General features: G+C 37.3%; 14 protein-coding genes and 2 tRNA genes. 12 read left to right on the plus strand and 4 right to left on the minus strand.

The annotated features are described in order from the left end of the window. Positions 1-5 precede the first annotated feature (5 nt). The gene (gene rmf, locus L2672_RS12905) at positions 6-182 is read left to right on the plus strand and encodes a ribosome modulation factor (RefSeq protein ID WP_248996264.1); all 177 of its coding nucleotides are present in this window, start codon (positions 6-8) and stop codon (positions 180-182) included. An 83-nt stretch (positions 183-265) separates the two neighbouring features. Here the strand turns inward: rmf and fabA are convergent, their stop codons facing one another. Together fabA and L2672_RS12915 are read right to left on the minus strand one after the other, a co-directional pair. Beyond that, positions 266-781: a bifunctional 3-hydroxydecanoyl-ACP dehydratase/trans-2-decenoyl-ACP isomerase gene (gene fabA / locus L2672_RS12910; RefSeq protein WP_248996265.1), complete on the minus strand. Its 516-nt coding sequence runs from the start codon at positions 779-781 to the stop codon at positions 266-268. A 75-nt stretch (positions 782-856) separates the two neighbouring features. Continuing rightward, positions 857-2,602: a S16 family serine protease gene (locus L2672_RS12915; RefSeq protein ID WP_248996266.1), complete on the minus strand. Its 1,746-nt coding sequence runs from the start codon at positions 2,600-2,602 to the stop codon at positions 857-859. A gap of 267 nt (positions 2,603-2,869) precedes the next feature. Here L2672_RS12915 and L2672_RS12920 point away from each other — a divergent pair. The 5 genes from L2672_RS12920 to L2672_RS12940 all read left to right on the plus strand — a co-directional run bounded on the left by L2672_RS12920 (position 2,870) and on the right by L2672_RS12940 (position 12,778). Then, a tRNA-Ser gene (locus tag L2672_RS12920) sits at positions 2,870-2,960 on the plus strand. Positions 2,961-3,058: 98 nt separating this feature from the next. After that, positions 3,059-4,450 carry a tyrosine-type recombinase/integrase gene (locus L2672_RS12925; RefSeq protein WP_248996267.1) on the plus strand — a complete coding sequence of 464 codons (1,392 nt, stop codon included), beginning with the start codon at positions 3,059-3,061 and terminating at the stop codon, positions 4,448-4,450. 1,437 nt (positions 4,451-5,887) lie between these two features. Beyond that, positions 5,888-8,473 carry an N-6 DNA methylase gene (locus tag L2672_RS12930; protein ID WP_248996268.1) on the plus strand — a complete coding sequence of 862 codons (2,586 nt, stop codon included), beginning with the start codon at positions 5,888-5,890 and terminating at the stop codon, positions 8,471-8,473. Between the two features lie 1,792 nt (positions 8,474-10,265). Continuing rightward, positions 10,266-11,093 (plus strand): leucine-rich repeat domain-containing protein, encoded by an 828-nt coding sequence (locus tag L2672_RS12935; RefSeq protein ID WP_248996269.1) that lies wholly within the window; start codon positions 10,266-10,268, stop codon positions 11,091-11,093. Positions 11,094-11,584: 491 nt separating this feature from the next. Then, positions 11,585-12,778: a cation:proton antiporter gene (locus tag L2672_RS12940; RefSeq protein WP_248996270.1), complete on the plus strand. Its 1,194-nt coding sequence runs from the start codon at positions 11,585-11,587 to the stop codon at positions 12,776-12,778. A 113-nt stretch (positions 12,779-12,891) separates the two neighbouring features. Here the strand turns inward: L2672_RS12940 and L2672_RS12945 are convergent, their stop codons facing one another. Further along, complete coding sequence (locus L2672_RS12945; RefSeq protein WP_248996271.1) at positions 12,892-14,832, minus strand: S9 family peptidase; 1,941 nt, start codon at positions 14,830-14,832, stop codon at positions 12,892-12,894. 207 nt (positions 14,833-15,039) lie between these two features. Between L2672_RS12945 and L2672_RS12950 the strand changes: the two genes are divergently transcribed. The 5 genes from L2672_RS12950 to L2672_RS12970 all read left to right on the plus strand — a co-directional run bounded on the left by L2672_RS12950 (position 15,040) and on the right by L2672_RS12970 (position 20,659). Next, the gene (locus L2672_RS12950) at positions 15,040-15,933 is read left to right on the plus strand and encodes a hypothetical protein (protein ID WP_248996272.1); all 894 of its coding nucleotides are present in this window, start codon (positions 15,040-15,042) and stop codon (positions 15,931-15,933) included. Between the two features lie 147 nt (positions 15,934-16,080). Then, positions 16,081-16,171: transfer RNA gene (locus L2672_RS12955), tRNA-Ser, on the plus strand. 98 nt (positions 16,172-16,269) lie between these two features. Then, entirely contained in the window at positions 16,270-17,661 is a 1,392-nt protein-coding gene (locus L2672_RS12960; protein WP_248996273.1) for a site-specific integrase, read from the plus strand. Between the two features lie 907 nt (positions 17,662-18,568). Further along, the gene (locus L2672_RS12965) at positions 18,569-19,921 is read left to right on the plus strand and encodes a hypothetical protein (RefSeq protein WP_248996274.1); all 1,353 of its coding nucleotides are present in this window, start codon (positions 18,569-18,571) and stop codon (positions 19,919-19,921) included. Between the two features lie 456 nt (positions 19,922-20,377). Then, positions 20,378-20,659, plus strand: coding sequence for a hypothetical protein (locus tag L2672_RS12970; protein ID WP_248996275.1), 282 nt, complete (start codon positions 20,378-20,380; stop codon positions 20,657-20,659). Positions 20,660-20,807: 148 nt separating this feature from the next. Here the strand turns inward: L2672_RS12970 and L2672_RS12975 are convergent, their stop codons facing one another. Further along, on the minus strand, positions 20,808-20,987 hold the full coding sequence (locus L2672_RS12975; RefSeq protein WP_248996276.1) for a DUF6435 family protein: 180 nt from the start codon (positions 20,985-20,987) through the stop codon (positions 20,808-20,810). 176 nt (positions 20,988-21,163) lie between these two features. On the opposite strand from L2672_RS12975, the gene L2672_RS12980 reads away from it, so the two are divergent. Continuing rightward, positions 21,164-21,700, plus strand: a complete 537-nt coding sequence (locus L2672_RS12980; RefSeq protein WP_248996277.1) for a DUF924 family protein — start codon at positions 21,164-21,166, stop codon at positions 21,698-21,700. The last annotated feature ends 88 nt before the right edge of the window (positions 21,701-21,788 follow it).

Here is a 21,788-nt window from a genome sequence, read left to right on the forward strand (position 1 = left end):
CTTGCATGAAAAGACAAAAGAGAGATCGTTTAGATAGAGCTTTTTCAAAAGGATTTCAAGCAGGCATAGGAGGACGCTCTAAGGAACTGTGTCCCTATGCTGGTTTAGACTCTCGTTCACAATGGCTTGGCGGGTGGCGCGAAGGTGTTGATGGAAGGATGAGTGGCCTATTTAATAAATGATCTGCTTTATACGATGTTTATTCAACCACTAGAATTAAAAATGCCCTCAATTGAGGGCATTATTTGAAATGCAAGATTGTGAATTAGAATGTTGAGGTATCGCTAAAAATACCTACTTTTAAATCCGTCGCAGAATAAATTTGACGACCATCAACTTCCATTACCGCGTCAGCAATACCCATAACTAACTTACGATGAATCGTACGCTTAATGTTAAGCTTGTAAGTGACTTTTTTAGCCTCAGGTAACACTTGTCCGGTAAACTTAACTTCACCTACGCCTAAAGCACGTCCTTTACCTTCAGCACCTTCCCAACCAAGGTAAAAGCCTACTAATTGCCACATCGCATCTAAACCTAAACAACCTGGCATTACTGGGTCAGTGACAAAGTGGCAATCAAAAAACCATAAGTCAGGGGTGATATCAAGTTCAGCAACAATCTCACCTTTACCAAATTCACCACCATTATCATTAATGGTTACAATACGATCCATCATCAACATATTATCGACCGGTAAACGAGGACGATTTGGCCCTAATAAATCACCGTGGCCACATGCGATAAGTTGTTCTTTGGTAAAACTGTTTGCTCTTTCCATTTGTCTTGATACCACTATAGCTAATGTAAGTGGTGACAAGATAGCGAACACGTGTACGCTAAACAACTCCGATCACTAAATAATTCGTAGTTTTGCGAGACATTTAGCCAAAAAGGTTAATTCTACTTCTTCATCTTGGCCAGCTAATCTATCAAGGCGTTGTTGAACCATGCCGTATAAGGTTTCTGCTGGGAAGTCATTATCATCATTCGCTTCACCAGCAGGAATAGCCATTAATAGCTCGACAGCCTGATCCATATGCTCAATAGCATGAATAGTAAACTTACCCTCTGTAACCGCACTAATCACTTCAGGCTCTAAATTGAGTTGCAGTACATTCGCTTTAGGAATGATTACCCCTTGGTTTCCTGTTAAGCCTCTACGTGAACATAAATTGAAAAAGCCTTCAATTTTTTCATTAACGCCACCAATCGCCTGTACATTACCGAACTGATCTAAAGCGCCGGTTACCGCCAAAGATTGCACAATAGGTTGCTCAGCAATTGCCGACATTAAGCAACAGTATTCGGCTAATGAAGCACTGTCGCCGTCGATTTCTTGGTAAGATTGCTCAAACACAATATTGGCATTTAGGTGTAATGGGGCATCACGACCAAAAATTCGGTATAAACAAGCCGATAAAATCATCATCCCTTTAGTGTGAATATTACCGCCAAGCTCTGATTTTCTTTCAATGTCAGCCACTTCACCGTCACCATAGTGAACAGAAGTGGTAATTCTTGCCGGTTCGCCATAAGCATAGTCATTGCTATCAATAACAGTTAAGCCATTAATTTGCCCAACCATAGCCCCTTCAGTTGGCAGATTAATAAATTTATCATCAAAGTTTTGCGCTGAATAAAGCTCTGAACTATTGTGGCGTACTTTTAACTGATGAATCGCTTTAGCCACATGGCTGCTGTTAATTGCACTCGTAGTGAGATTAGCTGCCAAGGCGTTAGCCTGAGCCATCAAATTACGCATGTCTACCATGCTTAGGGTTAACCTTTGTTGATGCTCTACTTGCCTTGCACTAAACCACATTAATGGTAGCAAACTTGATGGCTCAAGAGTAATGCCTTGAGTATTGGCTAAGGTGGCTAACCATTGGCTGTACTGAGTTTCTGTATGTTTGGTTAAGTCAAGCTCGTAACTCATTTCAGCCAGTAACGGAAAATGCTGATTAAATAATCTGTCTTCGCCCTTTAAGTGGCTGAATGAAAAAGCTGAGCCAACTAGAATAATTTTACAGTTGACCGGAATAGGGGCTAACTCTTGATTAATGCGATATTGTCCATCAGCCAGAACTTGTAATAACAGCTCCCAAAGGCCTTCTCGTTTCCAGATTGACTGCAAACAAATAAATACATAATGGTTAGACGCCAGTGCACCAGCAACGTATTGACTACTCTTATCTGTTTTTTGCATTTTACCAATCAAATCATGGCGACGAATTGAGCCGTGCAGGTAGGTAAACAACGAGGTTTGTTTCGCAATAACGCCAACATTTTCACTTGGACGTTGTGGTTGCCATTTAAACTTTATGGCTTGTGGGTCGTCAGTGTTTTTAACGGCAACCAAAAATTGATCACTAGGCGTATCAGCTTGAGAACACAATGCATTAATGAATAATGGTCTGTCTACACCCGGGAAGTCAGCTAAAAATAAGTGTTGATGAGTTAATTTAGTCATCAATTTAAAGCTATCGACAACCCTTTCTTGGCCAAGTAGTAAATGGCTCGAATAATAAGTGCTTGGTAATTCACTGGGCACATTAAATTGAGGTGCAAGTTTCGCGCTAGGAAGCAATGTTAAATTCATAAAGTGATAATGAAAGGTTTTCAGAAAGAATCATAATTGAAATAGTAGCATAAAGCGCTATAAAGTCTTTAAATCTATCGGTATATAAATTATCTGTTTATGGTTACAAATCACGCTTTGCAAGCGCTTTAAGCCACTACTGCGGTATGCATGGGGATAATAATTACCCTAAAACACCACTTAGCGGTTAAATGGTGAACATTCGCGCCATTTTTTTCAATTTATAGTTTACAAGCAAACGAGATACTTATATTATTTGCCGCGTTCGGAGAGATGGCAGAGTGGTCGAATGCACCGGTCTTGAAAACCGGCACGGGTTTGTAGCCCGTCTAGGGTTCAAATCCCTATCTCTCCGCCATATTCTAAAGTGAAAAAGCCATTGATAATCAATGGCTTTTTTGCTTTCTAGCATTTGAAAAATCATATTCTCAGGCCAAAAACAGATGACTGAGACATATGTACTTATTTCGCGCCACAAATTGTACCTATTACACCCGCATGGTGTTGCCTACTTATCTACGTGATAAAGGCTTTTCTGCCGACATTAAAGTATCACTTCTTACTAAGCAACGATCTATCGCTATTGGTCGAAACTTAGTGATAGCTGGCATTTTACGGCCTTTAATCAGTAGCTTAACTCCACAATCTAATGCCGATGAGTTTAAAGCTTTAGTTAACATACAGATTAATGATGCCCGACAGGGCTTTATTAGCAAAACTGATACACAAGACGAGCAGGCTAAAGCTATTAGTGAACTGACCTCGTTTATCCCAACTCGACCCACCGAATTGACTGAGACAATTGACTCACATCCCTATCGCACTAATCCAAAGTCAACTAGGGTGGGTAATAGTAAAAATACAATTAAATCAGTGCATAACGTTTCATTGAGTGAGGCGCTAACAAAGTTTATCGCCTCCAAACAAAAGCAGATTGTCTCAGCCTTAACGGTCAAGCAGCTTAATCAACGTATTGGTCACTTTATTGAACGCACTCATTTAGATGATGTCAGTGCGATAACAAGTGCTGAAGCAATGGAATACAAAGACTGTTTATTAGAGGAGGGCAGAAGCCATAAAAGTAACAAAGACTACCTGGCAGCAGTGTCGCAATTCTTTAAATGGTGCAAACTCATGCGCTATACCACTGAAAACCCGTTTGATGAAGTCAAGCTGACTAAACCTGCTAATCAGGCTGGTCACGATTTAGCGCGTCTGCGCTGGCAACCGAGCCAGATTAAGCAGGTTTTAAATTCAACCGCCTTTATCGACAAAAGCCATGACTTTAAATGGATAACGCTACTCATGATGTATGGCGGCTTACGCCCAGCGGAGGCATGCCAGCTACATATTCATGATATTGAAGTTAAAGGCGGTATCGACTTGATGAACATTACTAACGCCAGTGCAGGCCAACAACTTAAAACTGAGCAATCAAAACGCAAAGTACCAATACACCAGCAACTGATTGAACTTGGGTTTATGGATTTTGTAAAAAGTCGCACTGACCGGACATCAAAAACAAAGCCGATATTTAACTATAAACCCAGTCATGATGGTAATTGGTCACATAGCTTTTGCCGTGAGTTTGGCAAATTGCTTGACCAACTTAACTTCACAGCAGGCAAACGCCCAACAGCTTATTCATTTAGACACACCTTTATTGATGAGCTTAAACAAGGGCAAATAGAAGAATCATTAGTGGCACAAATTGTCGGTCACGCTTATCAAAACATCACTTACGGACGTTACGGCAAAAAATTCGATGTCAAAACGCTCAAACCAGTTATAGATAGTATTCAATTTGAGCTAATTATTTCGCCAGAGTTCTTAAAATTAACCTATTAATCGCAAAATCTGAGCGAATTTAAAACCATAAATATGCTCAAAATCACGCAAAGAAAGCGCTGAGAAATCATATTGACGGTGATTTAATAAGAGCAGTTTGTAATCTCTACGGGCAAAAATAATCACTGAAAATGGCTCAAAAATACCTATCCGACACGAAATTAACGACATTAGCGCAAAATGTGACTGTAAATGGCCTTTATCGGGTATAGGGCATCAGACAGGTACGAACAACTGTCAACATTTCACTACAGCAGAGAGCGAGCTGTTTTGGGAATTATTATTTCTCGCTCTCTGGGAGAGTAAAAAATATACAAAAATTGCAGTGTTTAATTACTAGGCTTTTGATGCCCATAAAAATGCAATTAAGCGCGTACAGGCGCTGTTTTTAGGCCATAACTGGCAGGTTTATGACCTTGACAGAGTGTTAATTGAATATTGATAACAACAATAAAAAGCTTTCAAGATTAGCCCACTTAAAAAGTGGGACAAGATAGTAACCCGGTACGCTAGTATCCCACTTTTTGTTCCAAAAAGGTGGGATACTACCTACGGGCAAGGGGAGTACCCCTTAACCCCAACAGCCACACGCTGCGCATGTGAAAAATCAAAAGTGTTAAAGACAAAAGAATCATCACCACTTTCTATATGGTCTGCACTGTTTTTATGAACAGTTATAATGGTGTTTCATCAATTTCTGATAAAAATGGATTGAAAATCGTTCATTAGTTGCATCGTATTAAAAATAGATAAATCATAATCATCTGATTTTATTTGCTTTAATTTTTATAGCTATCAAGGCATATCTTACTTTACGCGCAACCTCGGTTTGTTTTTGTCTGCTTGATACAATTAATTGCTTTACATCAATAAGATAGCAAATGTAGGATGTTATTAATCAATAACTTAAACGGCCGACATTGAATGATACGCCGCTGAATAAGCGTTAGCTGTATAAAGTAATTACAATGGATTCAGTAAAAGAGTATCAAGCTAAGAGAGCCATTTTTATAAAGGTTATTCCACTGTGTTTTACAGTTTTCTTTATATCCTTGGTACTCTCATTCTCTAGCAGTAATTTTGAAGGAACTGGTTCTATTCTAGCCGTTGTCACTATGGCAATTGCGGTGAGTACTCAAATGCTTATAAACAAATGTCCAAATTGCGGTAAAACTCAATTTGGCTCAATCAATTATTATAAATGGCAAAATTATACGTACCAGAGGTTAGGCTTTAAACCCCATGTCATGCCCTTGGTGTAAAGCAAAATTAAATGAGCCGCATAGGCACAGCTAACAAAGCGCTCAAGCTTTGTTAGCTATGAACTGCGTCCAAAGCTTGAGCGTTATACGCTTCAATTGGCAAATGGTGAAATTAAGTTATAATTTCATTCCGTCTAAATTCAGAACTAATAATAAATAAGAGATATTACAGAGAATGGCTAAAGCAAGAAGTATTGAAGAGCAAGTAGAGGATATAGCCAAGAAGCAACTTGACGATATAGGTTATTTTACTAAAACAGAAGACATTAATAGTGAAATTGACAATGCTTTAATGGCTGGACCTAGTAAAAGTGGTGGTTCTGGTCGTAACTTTCCTGATATAAAACTATTAATTGATTTTGGTGACTTAAACAAAATACCAGTCATGATTGAGGTTAAAGGTAGTAAAGGAAAGTTAATTAAAACTGATAAAGATGGTGGAATAGAAAATAAAAAGAAAGATATGACACCTAATTTTAGTAACATTCAGGGATATGCCGTTAATGGTGCTGTTCATTATGCAGAAACAATAATTTCTTTTTCAAAATCTTTTAAAGAAGTAATAGCTATAGGCATAAATGGATATCAAAGGGAGGGGGAAGGAATAGTTACAGAGTATGGTGTCTATTATTTATCATCCGAGAACTTAGGTATTCCAAAAAAAATTGCAGATTATTCAGATCTAAGTTTTCTTAATGAAGAAAACTTAGATGATTTAAAAAGTAAAATTGAGAATATTGGCTTATCAGAGGATGAAATTGAAGCAAAAGCGTTTGAGTATGAAAATCAGATCGAAACCAAGCTAAAGGCTCTTAACCAAGTAATGCAAGATGATCTTCAGGTGTCGGTTGGCTCAAGAGTTGAGATTGTCGCTGGTTTGATAATGGCAGGATTAGGGGTAAAAGATGTAATCTCTCCACTTCAAATTACAGAGCTTAAAGGTGAAAAGGGGAGTAAGACGCATGATGGGTGTGTCATTATTAATAAGATTGATTCTTTTCTAGAGGAAAGAAAGCTTCCTGTTGAAAAGAAAGATATGATAATTAATGATTTGTCACGAGTATTTATCTATTCAAAATTGTGGGAGCCCAAAAATGGTGAAAGCAAGCTAAAACGCATTTATATAAGAGTATATGAAGATATTATACCAATATTTAATACTGCAAGGCATTTGGATTTTACTGGGAAATTATTCAATGTATTAAATGAATGGGTTGATATTCCTGATAGTGATAAAAATGATGTTGTACTTACTCCTAGGTATATAACTCAACTCATGGCTAAATTAGCTTTAGTGAATAAAGATAGTTATGTGTGGGATTATGCGACTGGATCAGCTGGTTTTTTAATTTCATCAATGAAACTAATGATTCAAGATGCACAAGAAAGAATTAAAAGTAAAGCAGAGTTAGATAAAAAAGTTGGACAAATAAAGTCCAAACAACTATTAGGAATAGAGAAGCGCTCAGACATTTATATGCTTGCAGTTCTTAATATGATTTTAATGGGAGATGGTTCTTCTAATATTCTGCATAAGGATAGTCTTAAATATCGAGGAATATATGAACAAGGTACCGAAAAAGACACCAAGTTCCCTGCAAATGTTTTCCTGCTTAACCCCCCTTACTCTACAGAAGGAAAGGGATTTATATTTGTAAAAAAAGCACTTAATAGCATGACTTCAGGTAGGGCTGTAGTGCTGATACAGGAGAATGCTGGCGGAGGATATGGCTTACCTTATACAAAAGAAATATTGGAAAAAAATACACTAGTGGCAAGTGTTAAGCTCGCTGACATTTTTAAAGGAAAAGCAGCAGTACAAACAGCAATATATGTATTTGATGTAGGCATTCCACATAATACAAAGAAAATAGTAAAGTTTATCGATTTTACTAATGACGGTTACCTAAGGTTAAACAAGAAAAAGTCTAACCAAAGTAGGAACTTAAGAGATACTGGTAATGCTATTGAAAAGTATGAGGAAGTTGCTAATTTAGTTTTGTTTGGAGCATCTTATTTGAACTTATTAGATAAGACTGAATATATCGAAGATACCATATCGCTTAATGGTGATGATTGGACTTTTAGCCAACACGTAATTCATGACAGCAAACCAGATCTTTCAGATTTTGAAAAATGCATAGGTAATTTTCTTTCATGGAAGATTAACCAAATGATAATGGGTAAAATCATCAAACAAAAAGTCGATATATCACGCTTAACCGCACAAGAAAATGAAGCTATTAAGGCTATAAGTACTGACAATTTAAAGTATTGTGATGTTGAAGTTAAAAAGCTTTTTGAAGTTAAGCCCACTAAAACTTATGGTTTAACAAACCCCGACCTTTATCGAATAAAAGGTACTACGCCTGTATTGTCTAATGCTTCAGTAAATAATGGCATTGGTGGCTATAACGGAATGGATACCAATGAAAAAGGTGGGATATTAACTTTTAGTGATACAACTATTGGTGCAGAAACCATATTTTACCAACCATTTGATTTTATTGGTTATTCTCATGTGCAAGGTATGTATCCCTTAGATGAGGAAAAATGGACGGAAGATTCACTTCTTTATTTTGTTGTTGCTCTAAAAAAAGCTTCAGGTGATCAATTCGATTTTAATAACAAGTTTACAAGGCAAATCGTTAATAAGATCAAAGTTAAACTTCCTATTAATAACAAAGGTGAAATTGATTTTGTAATGATGGAAAACCTAGTAAGAGCAATTAAAAAAGATTCGCTCAAAGGTATTGTGTAGAGATGCGTATCAAGTCGTTTAAAAGGACAAAAACAGTTGGTTTTGCTCCTTCGTTGCTTATTTTAGCCAACTATTTTGTTGCCTGTTAACAGGGTGTTAATCATTGACAACCTACTCAATAAATACTTAAATATCATATATCGACTACGAATGTTCACTACCTGAAACGTGATTTTTCGATTAGTTATTGATTTTAATGTATTTTAAATTTTATTTATGGCGAAGTTCTGGGGTTCAAATCCCTATCTCTCCGCCATATTAAATACGAGAAAAGCCGTTGATTATCAACGGCTTTTTTTGTTTTTGATTTCAAAAAGGCTTTCTGAGAGGATTGACTCAGACAATGTACCTGCATTTTACATGAGCAGAGCCCTCAATACTGTGTATTTCACACGTATCTGTTTAGCCAAGTCACTTCGTGATAAAGGCTTTCCTTTTGATGTTAAAGCGCATTACTCGTTGCAATAGAATACTTTATTGAATCAGGAACATTAACTTTGTAAGGGACTCTATATTGCATAATTGTCTTTCAAATTCCTGTTGCAGTCCTTGCGATTCGGCACTGGATGAGATTAATTAAATATTCTTTTATAAATTAATTATTTTGAATCCAAAGCCTCGCTAGTCGGGGCTAGAGTTAAACCAACGCAGCAATATATTTGCTCTCAAATCTAAGGCAATGGAAGCCTGTTTTATTGTGCTCTATGAAAATACTCGTTTGGCACCAAATTCAATTGAGTGAACTGATCAGGACTGACGCCGTGGCAATTCAGATTGATGTTTCGTTGGTAAATCATTGGCGGAATACTGGTAATGTTTCATCGGAAGCGTGGAAGCTTTGTTGTGGACAATGGGTAAAGCAGGTGAGGAATATACAGTATTTATTAAACACTCCCTATTGCTAGTCGCTCACTACAATTGAAGAATATAATTATGATCGGCCACATGAATCTCTGAATGATCTACCGCCCAAGCATTATGAACGGTTAAATGATGAAAACTCTCAAAAATATGATTGATATAAGGGATGATGACAGTCTGTATTCATTGTCCACTAGCCATTTTTGTTTTTTGTGCAGTCAATATAATTACAGAGTTTTTAGCTATGACAAATGTGATTAAGGTGATAGGAACAATGTGTTTTTAAATTCCATAAAAACTCATTGTTAATTAGTTAAGAATAAATTTTTATGCTTGGGTTTAATTATAATAAGCGGCTTCATGAGCTCGCTGATGAGCCGAACACAAGGTGCCATAACAAATGCAAACGTGTTGATAAGGTATTTTGGGTTTAAAACTAAATATTTGACCTTTTAAGCTTATAAAATATGTGACCACATGATTATGATTTTGTTGGTGCATTAAACTTGCGGTGCAAATGGGTAACATCGACTTATTATTGGTACCTTTTTGCAACAACGCTGTGTAAGTAACTGTTTTTTTTGTGGCTTTAAGCTTAACGGTGCGCAAACAATTTTCACACATTATTCAATTTGTTAATTCCACAAATTAATTATTGTGTAAGTTGATTTTGATCACATATATTCTTCCTCGTTCTTAGTGTTGAACAAAATAATTAAATAAAAATAATGATTTAAAAGGAAGTTATATGAAAGTCACAGTTGCTGTTCTTACTGCGGGTCTAATGTTGTCACCTTTCTAAATGTTTAAGATTTTAATTCAGACTAAACAGGTTTATTTGCTTGAGGGCTAGGTTGCTAAATTTGCTTTTAAAAAACGCAAGTTTTTGGCCTTAGTTCATCTAGTTTTGTGCATTCAATTAAGGAAATTTATGAAAGCGTTATTCGTTAGCTTTGTGGTATTTTTGTTGTCAGCTTGCTCTGAGAATGATTCTGGTGAAAAGTATTGGTACAGTGACATAGAATTCGAGCACCCTGCAATGAAGAAATGCTTAATCGGTTGGATTCATGAGTATGGCTATGAAAAAGTTGAAGATGTTACTGAACTCTTTTGCTCAAGAAATGGTATTGACTCCATAGCCGGTATTGAACAGCTATATAATCTTAAAGAGTTTGGCTTGTCATATGTTGCATTAACGGAGTTAGCTCTTCCGGGTAACCCAAATTTAGAGTCGATAAATATTCGCTTTAGCCCATATTTAAAATCTGTGGATTTATCTCATAATCAACAATTGAAAGTAATTTTTTTAAATTATAATGCAATTGAACATGTAAATTTGTCTAACTTGCCAGATTTGAGAGTGGTCGATCTAACGACTAACATGTTGAAAGAAATCTCTCTTAGTGGAACGGATGTTCAGCATCTTAACTTAAGTGGAAATTTGCTAGAAGAGCTTCATTTTGATGGTGTTAGAAATATTAGTGATTTACGAGTTGATGGGAATCCTTTAGTAAAATTAGAACTCAGTAATTTATTTGAATTGACATCACTCTTTATGAGGGATACAGACATTTCAGAACTTGACCTAACAAATAATTATGAGTTGAGTGGTTTGGTTGCTAATAACAGTAATATTACTTCAATCAGATTCGATAGCAATCCCAAAATGAATGCAGTGCATTTATTAGATAACCCCCTAGATGAAAATACCATTAAATATTTAGATACCATAGATTGGATACCTATTCTTCATTATTAAAATTAAATATATTTAAAATTGTACTTGTTGATGCAATTTGAGGGGGAAAGCTTATAGTTTCTATTACTTCCCCCTCAACAACCTGATTTATCTTAGTGTAAGGCGTAAAGAACTTATTAATCATGGTGTTACGTTATTGGCGTTAAACAGATTTAGTTATAGTTTTCGCCTTTGGATGTCTAATGACGCTGTTTTAAATCCAACTATAAAATTATCAAAGAGTTCTTGAGCTGCCACCTGTCCTATATGTCTTGTTAAATAGAAAATCTATCATGAGGTTATTTTAAAAAGTTTAAAATACTCACATCTTATCAATAAACCCATTAAATTCGGCTTGAAGGTCGGAAGTTAGTACCGTTCGACCTGCTTGAGAGCCTTTTTCGGAAAATACTAAATTACATTAAATATTAATTCCTATTCAACGACTTGGCATGTAATGTAAACATAAGTTAATGTTGAATGATATTCTGAGTAAAAGGTGGGATGAGTTAATGTATATCGAATTAGCGATTTTAGCTGCGTTTACCCTGTGTTATAGCCTTGTGGCGGGGCGGTTTGAGCGCTCAATGATCTCAGGGCCTATGGTGTTTGTGGTTGTGGGTTTTGTATTGGGGCCTTCTGTTTTAAACTGGATTGGTCAAGGTATGGATGGTATGGCGATTCGTATTTTTGCAGATATTACTTTGGCCATCGTATTATTTTGTGATGCATCAAATTCTAACCTTAAGGTACTGAAAAATCATATTAATTTGCCTACGCGAATGTTGTTATATGGGCTACCGGGTTCCATTATGCTGGGTTTTGCGGTGGGGTATTTATTATTTCCTGATCTCACTATATTTGAAATAGCCGCGTTAGCTACGATGTTAGCGGCAACCGATGCTGCGTTAGGTAAAGCGGTGGTTTCAAGCCCGGTTGTACCTGCTAAATTACGTGAAGGGCTAAATATTGAAAGCGGATTAAACGACGGTATTTGTGTGCCTATTTTATTGGTGTTTCTTGCTCTTGCTGCAGGGAGTGTCGCAGAAGGTGAAGTATCTGAACTTGCAGTGCACTTTTTGGTTGAAGAACTAGGTATAGGCCTAGCGGTAGGCTTAGGCGTAACGTTTATTGGTGTTAAGTTAATTAAATGGAGCCATAGTAAAGGGTGGATTACTGATGTATGGAGCCAAAATATTGTATTGAGTTTGGCGCTTTCAGCTTTTGCGTTATCACAGGAGTTGGGTGGTAGTGGTTATATTGCTGCATTTTCTGGTGGTTTATTGTTTGGTTATTTGTGCCAAGAACATAAGCATAAGCTTTTGCTTCCTACCGAAGGCATTGGCGAGATTATGGCATTGTTAACCTGGTTCTTATTCGGCGCTTTAATTATCGGCAAAGCATTTCATGAGTTCACTTGGACCATGTTAATTTATGCTCTTTTAAGCTTAACCATTATCCGTATGTTACCTATTTTTTTAGTGTTGGGTAAGAAAGGGGGCAACGTGTCATCTAGGTTGTTTTTAGGTTGGTTTGGCCCTAGAGGACTGGCATCAATTGTATTTGTGATTATTATGCTGGATAAAGACTTGCCAGGCGGCGAGTTTATTGCAATGACGGTAATGTGTACCGTATTTATTAGCCTGATTGCTCATGGTATGTCAGCACAGCCGCTGGCAAAATGGATTAGTAAACGGGCTGATTAACCATAAAATAAGAGTTGAGAGAGGATCTCAACTCTTAATACATCATAAATTTAACTGTTTACCTTTAAGCCTGTTGTGCCAGAATGAATTCGATTAAACCTGTTAACTTCACGTTATAAATGCTGTTCTAAAAATTTTGCTAATTCACGATAAAAGGTTATTCGATTTTCCAGCTTACTAATTTGATGGCCTTCATCTGCGAACCTTAAATAAGTAACAGGGATATTTTTCTTCCTTAATGCTTGCACCATTTCATCTGACTCTGTCACTGGATCTCTAGGATCATTGACACCATGCTGAAAAAACATTGGAGCGGTTATTTTATTCACCGTGTTAATTGGAGAGTTAGCTTCATAAAACTTCTGCCATTTTGTGTCACGAATGTCGCCATATTCAATAAGATCAGAAGCCTTAAGTGATGGATGAGCCGTTTGTAATGCTCTAACCCAGTTTGATACCCCCACGAATGAAGCTCCGGCTTTGAAGCTGTTTGAATATAACCCCATTACAGCATTCACCATATAACCACCATACGAACCACCTATTGCTGCAGCACGTTTAGCATCAACTCTGTCGTCATTTTGAAGGTAATTTAGCGCATCTACTAAATCTCGAACACTGTCTAAACGCTTTTCTTGATTATCAAGGCGGGCATAAGTTTTACCGTAACCCGTTGACCCGCGGACATTTATATCAAGTACGGCAATACCTTTGCCTAATAAATATTGAGCCAATGGACGCCAACCTGCAACAGCTTGGGCGGTTGGACCACCATGAATGCTGACAACCAGCGGTGCTTTCGCCTTTGTTTTGTTGTGAGGAATATAAAGTAGCCCATGAATAGTCACCCCGTCCTGAGCAGTGAATGAAATGGCTTCAGCTTTAATCATTTCATTAGCAGCAATGCCTGCCAGTTGCGATTGAATTAATATTGTTGATGACAGTGTGGTTAAATCTACAATATAAACCTCACTGGGTGATTGGTAACTACTGGCATTGACCACAAGTTGATTATTGTTGTCACTACAGTCAAAGCCATAAGTTCCTGCCGGTAAGGGGATTTTTCGTTTATTACTGGGTTGCTGTAGGTTTTTCACATATAGGTTATAAAAGCCGTTATCATTTTCAGTCCAAACAATAAATTGATCGTTACTGCAAACGGCTAGATTCTCAATTTCATGATCACTTTGTTCAATAACGGTAGTATTTTTTGTTTTTACATCAACAAAAATAATGCGCTTTTTATCAACATCTAAGTTGGTTGAAGTATAAAAGCCGCTGCCTTTTTTATTCCATTGAATACTGCCAAAATAGGCTGAAATATCAGGTTTGAACAACGTGGTGACTTCACTGGTATTGGTATTAAGTAAATAAAGGTTATTGGCATCTTCGCCTCGTACTTCCGACATAATGAAATTATTAGCTTTGGGCTGCCATGCACTGGGGTAAAAGCCAAACTCTGACTGGAACACTAATTTAGTCGAATTATTGTTGAAGTCGTATAGGTATAAGTCAAAATCTCGGCCATTTCGTTCTGTTGAGGCATAGCTAAACTTATCGCCTGACTCATTAAATGTTCCCATAACACGATAATCTTCAGAATGGGGCAAAATCACCGATTCTTGCTCGCCATCAATACTAATGAAATAGAAGGCTTCTTTTTCATCACCATCATTATCTGAACTGTACAGAATATTTTGTCCATCAGGGTGCCATCGATAACTTTGAACACCATTACCAAAGGTTAACTGCTTAGTTAAACCCGTTTGTAATTGCTTTACCCACACTTGCGGTTGGCCGGTCACTCGGTCTATATAGGCAATATGAGACGCAGGTTTATTAATCGAAACCTGATAAACACCACGAGTGAGTAAAAAACGAGTGATATCAATAGGACGTTGGCTTGCGGTACCAATCTTTAAAGGCACCGAATCTGGGGTGTCTTGTGGATATGGCCAAGGGTCTTTATTAGCTTCATTAGCCGATAACGAAGTGGTTCCAATCATTGATATTATAAAAATAAAATGATGGAATTTATTGTGCAGATAAAACATAAAAAATCCTTTTCAATGAGGAGCCGTAGCCATTTGGCAATAACTATAGACCAGTAATATGATTTAGGCGTAAAAGGTTCTACCTAGCTAAAACATTCTATTAAACTATCATCGCTAAATATCAACGATATTTTGAATTTTTTATGTCATTTTGTTTGTGTAAAGGTATTGTTTTATCTTGGTGTTTTAGATCATTAGGGAGATTAGATGAACAAAGGAATTAGTAAACAAAAACAACCACATTTGAGTGTAGTAAAAGCCGTGCTACTTGGGTTATATCTGATTTCGGCCTGCTTAAATGCGAATGCTGGGGTTAACTCTCGTCATTATTTCACTATACAAGGTGAAGTCTTTTTTGGCCATTTTACAGCTCAGCAAGGGCTGAGAGTTTATAACTATTCATATTCGCCACAAGACGACATCGTGAAGAATAAACTGGGCAAACATTTTATGACGCAAAAATACTATGACGGCATAAACCAAGATAATATTGTTATGCCCTTCGGGGTAGAGCAAGTTAACACCTTAGCCAGTTATGAATGTACGCCAGAATGTGGCGCCACTGTTGAGTTGGCTAAAAATGCTCAACCTCCGTTATTGATGTGGACTGGAAAACTGGATGTAAAGCTAAATGCAGCAATACAGTGTTATGTGAATGAACAACAAAATGAAGCTATAACTAAACAAATAGACGCCGCCGTAACAGATTTCTTTAAACCATATTTTCCAAAAACTCCCGCTAATTACGCCTATAAAATAGTTGAACAAACTTGCCACAGTTTTAAAACTAATGAAGGGGAGGTGAGCGAAATTACCGTTGCCATTAATGTACACCATCAACCGCACCAAGATATTTACCAAGATTTACAATCCTTTACTCCTGTTTTTATTTTTAAAATTATAAACAATCAGTTATTCGCAGTGAATACGGTTCTATCAAGGGAATGTTGTGGCTTTCACACTGGCGAAAACAGCTTTATAAATTCAATCGTATCTATAAACGACTATGAAGTTGTTGTCTATAAATGGGTAGGATTAGAAAATCAAGGATACTCAATGGAGCCACTGGCAACATATTTTAATACTAATACTAAAAAATAGGGCGGTGAGTTTTGCGCATTTATTGAGTTGCTTAAAGTGCTATTGTTTGAATAAAAAACAAAATGCACCAATTTTAATCACTTGATAATAAAATTATAAATAACCACTTTACAGCAAAAGGCCACTGTCTTATTATCAGCGCCGTTCGGAGAGATGGCAGAGTGGTCGAATGCACCGGTCTTGAAAACCGGCACGGGTTTGTAGCCCGTCTAGGGTTCAAATCCCTATCTCTCCGCCATATTATAAAGTGAAAAAGCCATTGATAATCAATGGCTTTTTTGCTTTCTAGCATTTGAAAAATCATATTCTCAGGCCAAAAACGGATGACTGAGACATATGTACTTATTTCGCGCCACAAATTGTATCTATTATACCCGCATGGTGTTGCCTGCTTATCTGCGTGATAAAGGCTTTTCTGCCGACATCAAAGTATCACTCCTTACTAAGCAACGTTCTATCGCTATTGGTCGAAACCTAGTGATAGCAGGCATTTTACGGCCTTTAATCAGTAGTTTAACCCCACAATCTAATGCCGATGAGTTTAAAGCGTTAGTTAACAAACAGATTAATGATGCCCGACAGGGCTTTATGGGCAAAACTGATACACAAAACGAGCAGGCTAAGCCAGTTAATGAACTGACCTCGTTTATCCCAACTCGACGCACCGAATTGACTGAGACAATTGACTCATATCCCTATCGTTCAAACCCAAAGCTAACTAGGGCTGATGGCAATAAAACGTCAATTAAATCAGCTGAAAACATCACATTAAATGATGCACTAACAAAGTTTATCGCCTCTAAGCAAAAGCAAATTGTCTCAGCCTTAACGGTAAAGCAGCTTAATCAACGTATTAGTCACTTTATTGAGCGCACTCATTTGGATGATGTGTGCGCTGTGACTAGCGCTGAAGCAATGGAATACAAAGACTGTTTATTAGAGGAGGGCAGAAGCCATAAAAGTAACAAAGACTACTTGGCAGCAGCGTCGCAGTTTTTTAAATGGTGCAAACTCATGCGCTACACCACTGAAAACCCGTTTGATGAAGTCAAGCTGACTAAACCTGCTAATCAGGCTGGTCACGATTTAGCGCGTCTGCGCTGGCAAACGAGCCAGATTAAGCAGGTTTTAAACTCAACCGCCTTTATCGACAAAAGCCATGACTTTAAATGGATAACGCTACTCATGATGTATGGCGGCTTACGTCCAGCAGAGGCCTGTCAGCTGCATATTCATGATATTGAAGTTAAAGACGGTATCGACTTGATGAACATCACTAACGCCAGTGCAGGCCAACAGCTCAAGACAGAGCAATCAAAACGCAAAGTACCGATACACCAGCAACTGATTGAACTTGGGTTTGTAGATTTTGTAAAAAGTCGCACTGACCGGACATCAAAAACAAAGCCAATATTTAACTATAAACCCAGTCATGATGGTAACTGGTCACATAGCTTTTGCCGTGAATTTGGCAAATTGCTCGACCAACTTAACTTCACAGCAGGCAAACGCCCAACAGCTTACTCATTCAGGCACACTTTTATTGATGAGCTTAAACAGGGGCAAATAGAAGAATCATTAGTGGCACAAATTGTCGGTCATGCGTATCAAAACATCACTTACGGGCGATACGGCAAAAAGTTTGATGTTAAAACGCTTAAACCAGTCATTGATAGCATTCAATTTGAGCTAATTATTTCGCCAGAGTTCTTAAAATTAACCACTTAATCGAAAATCTGAGCGTATTGAGTGCCCATAAATAGGCTCAAAATAACGCAAAGAAAGCGCTGAGAAATCATATTGACGTTGATTTCTTAGAGACTTTTGTCATCTCTACGGGCAAAAATAATCACTGAAAATGGCTCAAAAATACCCATCCGACACGAAATTAACGACATTAGCGCAAAATGAGACTGAAAATGGGCTTGTAGCGGGTTTAAGGCATCAGTCAGGTTCGAACAACTGTAAACATTTCACTACACCAGAGAGCGAGCAGTTTTGAGAAATGAAATGTTTCGCACTCTATGAGAGTAAAAAATATACAAAAACTGCTGTATTCAATTCTTAGCTTGTTTATGCCCATAAAAATGCAACTAAGAGCGTAGAGGCGCTGTTTTTAAGCCCTAATTGGCAGGTTTATCTCATCGACGGGGTGTTAATTGAATATTGATAACAACAATAAAAAGCTTTCAAGATTAGCCCACTAAAAAAGTGGGACAAGATAGTAACCCGGTACGCTAGTATCCCACTTTTTGTTCCAAAAAGGTCGGATACTAGCTACGGGCAAGGGGAGTACCCCTTTGAACCCAACAGCCACATGCTGCGCATGTTAAAAATCAAAAGCTTGAAAGACAAAAGCTTCGCGTTTGATGAAGAGTATGGTGCGCTAATAAACCGCTTAAGAGCCATGTTGAGCCGTAGCGTTAACATGACTTCTCGTTATGTAAATCAAAAAATTCTCGGTTATCTAGGAACTCGGTTGCACCTAGCCAAAAGGGTAATTGATTTACAATGTTTAAGCTGGTAAGTTGCTAAAATTATTAATAAATCTGAAAAGTGGTTTGTTACTGATTGATACCTATGGGTGCTTATCGGAATTACCGCTAATACGCTGTTATGCTCTAAGAGGGAACCGATGAACCAAAATCAATTAAATCAAGTAAAAGGTCATATTGAGACGTTTTCAACTATAGATATAGCTAGGCTAGTTGCATCTAAATATGGCAATAACGCAAATTTGTCAGATGTTAAAATTGGTGAATATTCTGCAAAAGAATATGTGTCGGTCTTAAGAAAAGTTTTTGCCCAATTTAGAGAAGAAATTGATAGTTCTTACGCAAAGGCATTACCATTCCAGTATCACTTCCAAAATGAATATGGTAATGGAAATTTACATCAAGACCTCGCAAATCTTTTATCCCAAATAAATGCCCAAAATTTTCCTGCAAGTATTCCTGCTCTTAATAAGCTTATTCATTACCAAGCAGTAAATGGATTTTGGGAAAAATCAAAGCGAAAATACTTTCGCTCGTCAGAAGTTAGCGTGCAAGAAGATAAAGATCGTATCGATCTCGTTTCTAAGCATGTAGAAGAATCCTCCGATAGGTTATCTGATTTAATATTGGAAATAGATGATAAAAAGGATGAGTTAACTAGATTCATTAAATCTAAAGCGAGTGAGCTCAGTGAAATAGAATCTTTATTAACTTCAGCTAGGCAGCACACGAACGAAATTACGGAAATACATACTAAATCGGCTACTCTTGAGGAAAGAATAAACTCCTTGCTGGAGCAAGCAGAAGACAAAAAAATATCTATTGATGATCTGGTCGACAATATGAAAAAGTTGTTGTCGGAAATGTCTACTCTTTTAGTTGACAGTAAATCATCAAATGAATCTCGTCAAAAATCGTATGATAAATTAGAGAAGGCTTTCACTGAAAAATTATCCTTCGTTGAAGAAAAACGAGAATATTTTGAGGAGAGAAATCAATACCTTGATGACCTCATCGAAAGGGAAGTTGGTGCGTCTTTATTTGAAACATTTAAGCACCGAAAAACAGAATTGATAAAATCAATAGTTTTTTGGAAATGGGCAGTGCCCATAACAGCAATTGCTACAATAGTGTGGATATTCGTTCTTTTCGGCAACGGTGATTTAAATGGATTATCTTGGCAGGTTATTGCAATCAATTCTCTGAAGGCTCTACCTGCCGTTGGTCTACTACTATTTTCCATCTCGCAATATGTTAAAGAGCGTAATTTTCAAGAGGAATATGCCTTTAAATCTGCTGTAGCTCTAACTGTGAATTCCTATGCTGAGCAGCTAGAGGACGCAACAAATAAAGACAAAATGATAATGGAGTCGGTTGGTCAAATATATGCGAGCCCAATCCATCATAAGAGCAACTCAAAAAATGAAAGTTCGATATCTTCTGCAACAAAAGAATTGGTTGACGCAGTGAAATCGGTATTACCATCAAAATGAACATAACAAACGCGTGTAGTCGGACTGGTTTACCGTTGCTCCCCAAGCCAGTCGCAAATGCGAGGGTTAATCATTGACAACCTTCGCATAAAATACTTAAATGTCATATATCGACTACGAATGTTCACTACCTGAAAGGTGATTTTTCGATTAGTTATTGATTTTAATGTATTTTAAATTTTAATTATGGCGGATTTCTTGGTTTCCTCTTTCTAAGTTCGCTATCTCTCCGCCATATTAAATACGAGAAAAGCCGTTGATTATCAACGGATTTTTTTGTTTTTGATTTCAAAAAGGCTTTCTGAGAGGATTGACTCAGACAATGTACCTGCTTTTTAGCCAACAATTGCAGACACTTCAATGGGCGCTATATTTATCAAGGGAATGATGAAAAGTAATCTAATATCTATTTCGATTGTGATCGGGTGTATTATCCTCGGAGGCTATGCCTATGACATGCATAAATTCGATGAACTGTTGCAAGTCAAAAATATGCAAAAGTCTCAGTTACTTGTAAATACCATTAATCTTGAGTTACACCTTTCGCTCAAAGAGTCTTTAAATAAAGGTGATATGCAAGAAATATCAGATACTGTCGATTTACTCATCACCAACATGTCTCAACATCTTGAAGACCAAATGTCAGAAGTTGACTTATCTCCAAAGCAAGAAGAGCGTATAAAAAATGCTCTTAACGGTGTTATTTTACCTTGTGAACAGATAGAACAAGCAAATTAACCTGATTAGAGCTTAGGTCTGTATTACTTCGTTACTCAGTTTAACCAAGTATTTACCCGCCTTTTTTAGGGGTAACATTTGATGCTCACACTTTCTCCGCCATATGTATAGATAAAGCCCCATCAGAAATGATGGGGCTTTTTTGCGCTTAACTGGTTTTGCTGTTTTCTAGTTCGGTTAACTTATCGGCTATAGCTTCTGCCTCAGCCGTGAGCATCGAATAAGATTTAATATCCCCCTTTCTTTGTGCATGCATGGCTTGTTCAAGCTTGGTTTCGTAAGCTTTGGTTAACTTTTTTATGGGATTCGTTTTAAATATTGAAAACATGTCAATGACTCTTCAACTGTGGTGGCTTTACATTACGTAACGTATTGCATGCTGGTTTAGTTTATATTGAATGTTTTATAAGCTGTTTAATGAGTTTATTGAGCATTATGCTTACCAGTCGCACAGTGGAATTATGCTTGCTACTTAATAAATGCGTTATTTGAAAGGAGTGGGTTATGTATAAGGACGTAATAGATTTTTGGTTTACTGAATTATCACCTAAGCAATGGTGGCACAAAGACCCTGAGCTTGATTCAATCATTCAGCAGCGGTTTGAAAAGTTACTGTTAAAGGCTAAGGCAGCGGAGCTGTTTTCTTGGCGTGATTCGCCTTTAGGGAGTTTGGCTGAGGTGATAGTGCTCGATCAATTTTCGCGTAATATTTACCGTGATAAAGCCGAGGCGTTTGCCTGTGACGCTATGGCGTTAGTCTTGGCGCAAGTTGCTATTTCAAAAGGGTTTGACCAGCAGTTACCGGATGAACAACGGGCATTTTTATATATGCCATTTATGCATAGTGAGTCTGCAATGATTCATGTTGAAGCGGTTGAGTTACTTAGCCGTTTATCGAATAAAAATAACTTAGCGTTTGAATACCAACATAAAGCAATTATTGATAAGTTTGGTCGTTATCCACATCGTAATAATATTTTACAGCGTCAATCAACGGCGTTAGAACTTGAGTTTCTTCAGCAACCTAATTCAAGTTTTTAATGTTCATTAAAAGTTCTATTGTTACTCGTTTAACGTTGTAGCAAGATTGGTTCTATAGAATTGATTTATCGCGTTTTGTGTTAATAAC

The sequence above is a fragment of the Shewanella gaetbuli genome (genome assembly GCF_023284065.1).
In the GTDB taxonomy this organism is placed as follows: domain Bacteria; phylum Pseudomonadota; class Gammaproteobacteria; order Enterobacterales; family Shewanellaceae; genus Shewanella; species Shewanella gaetbuli.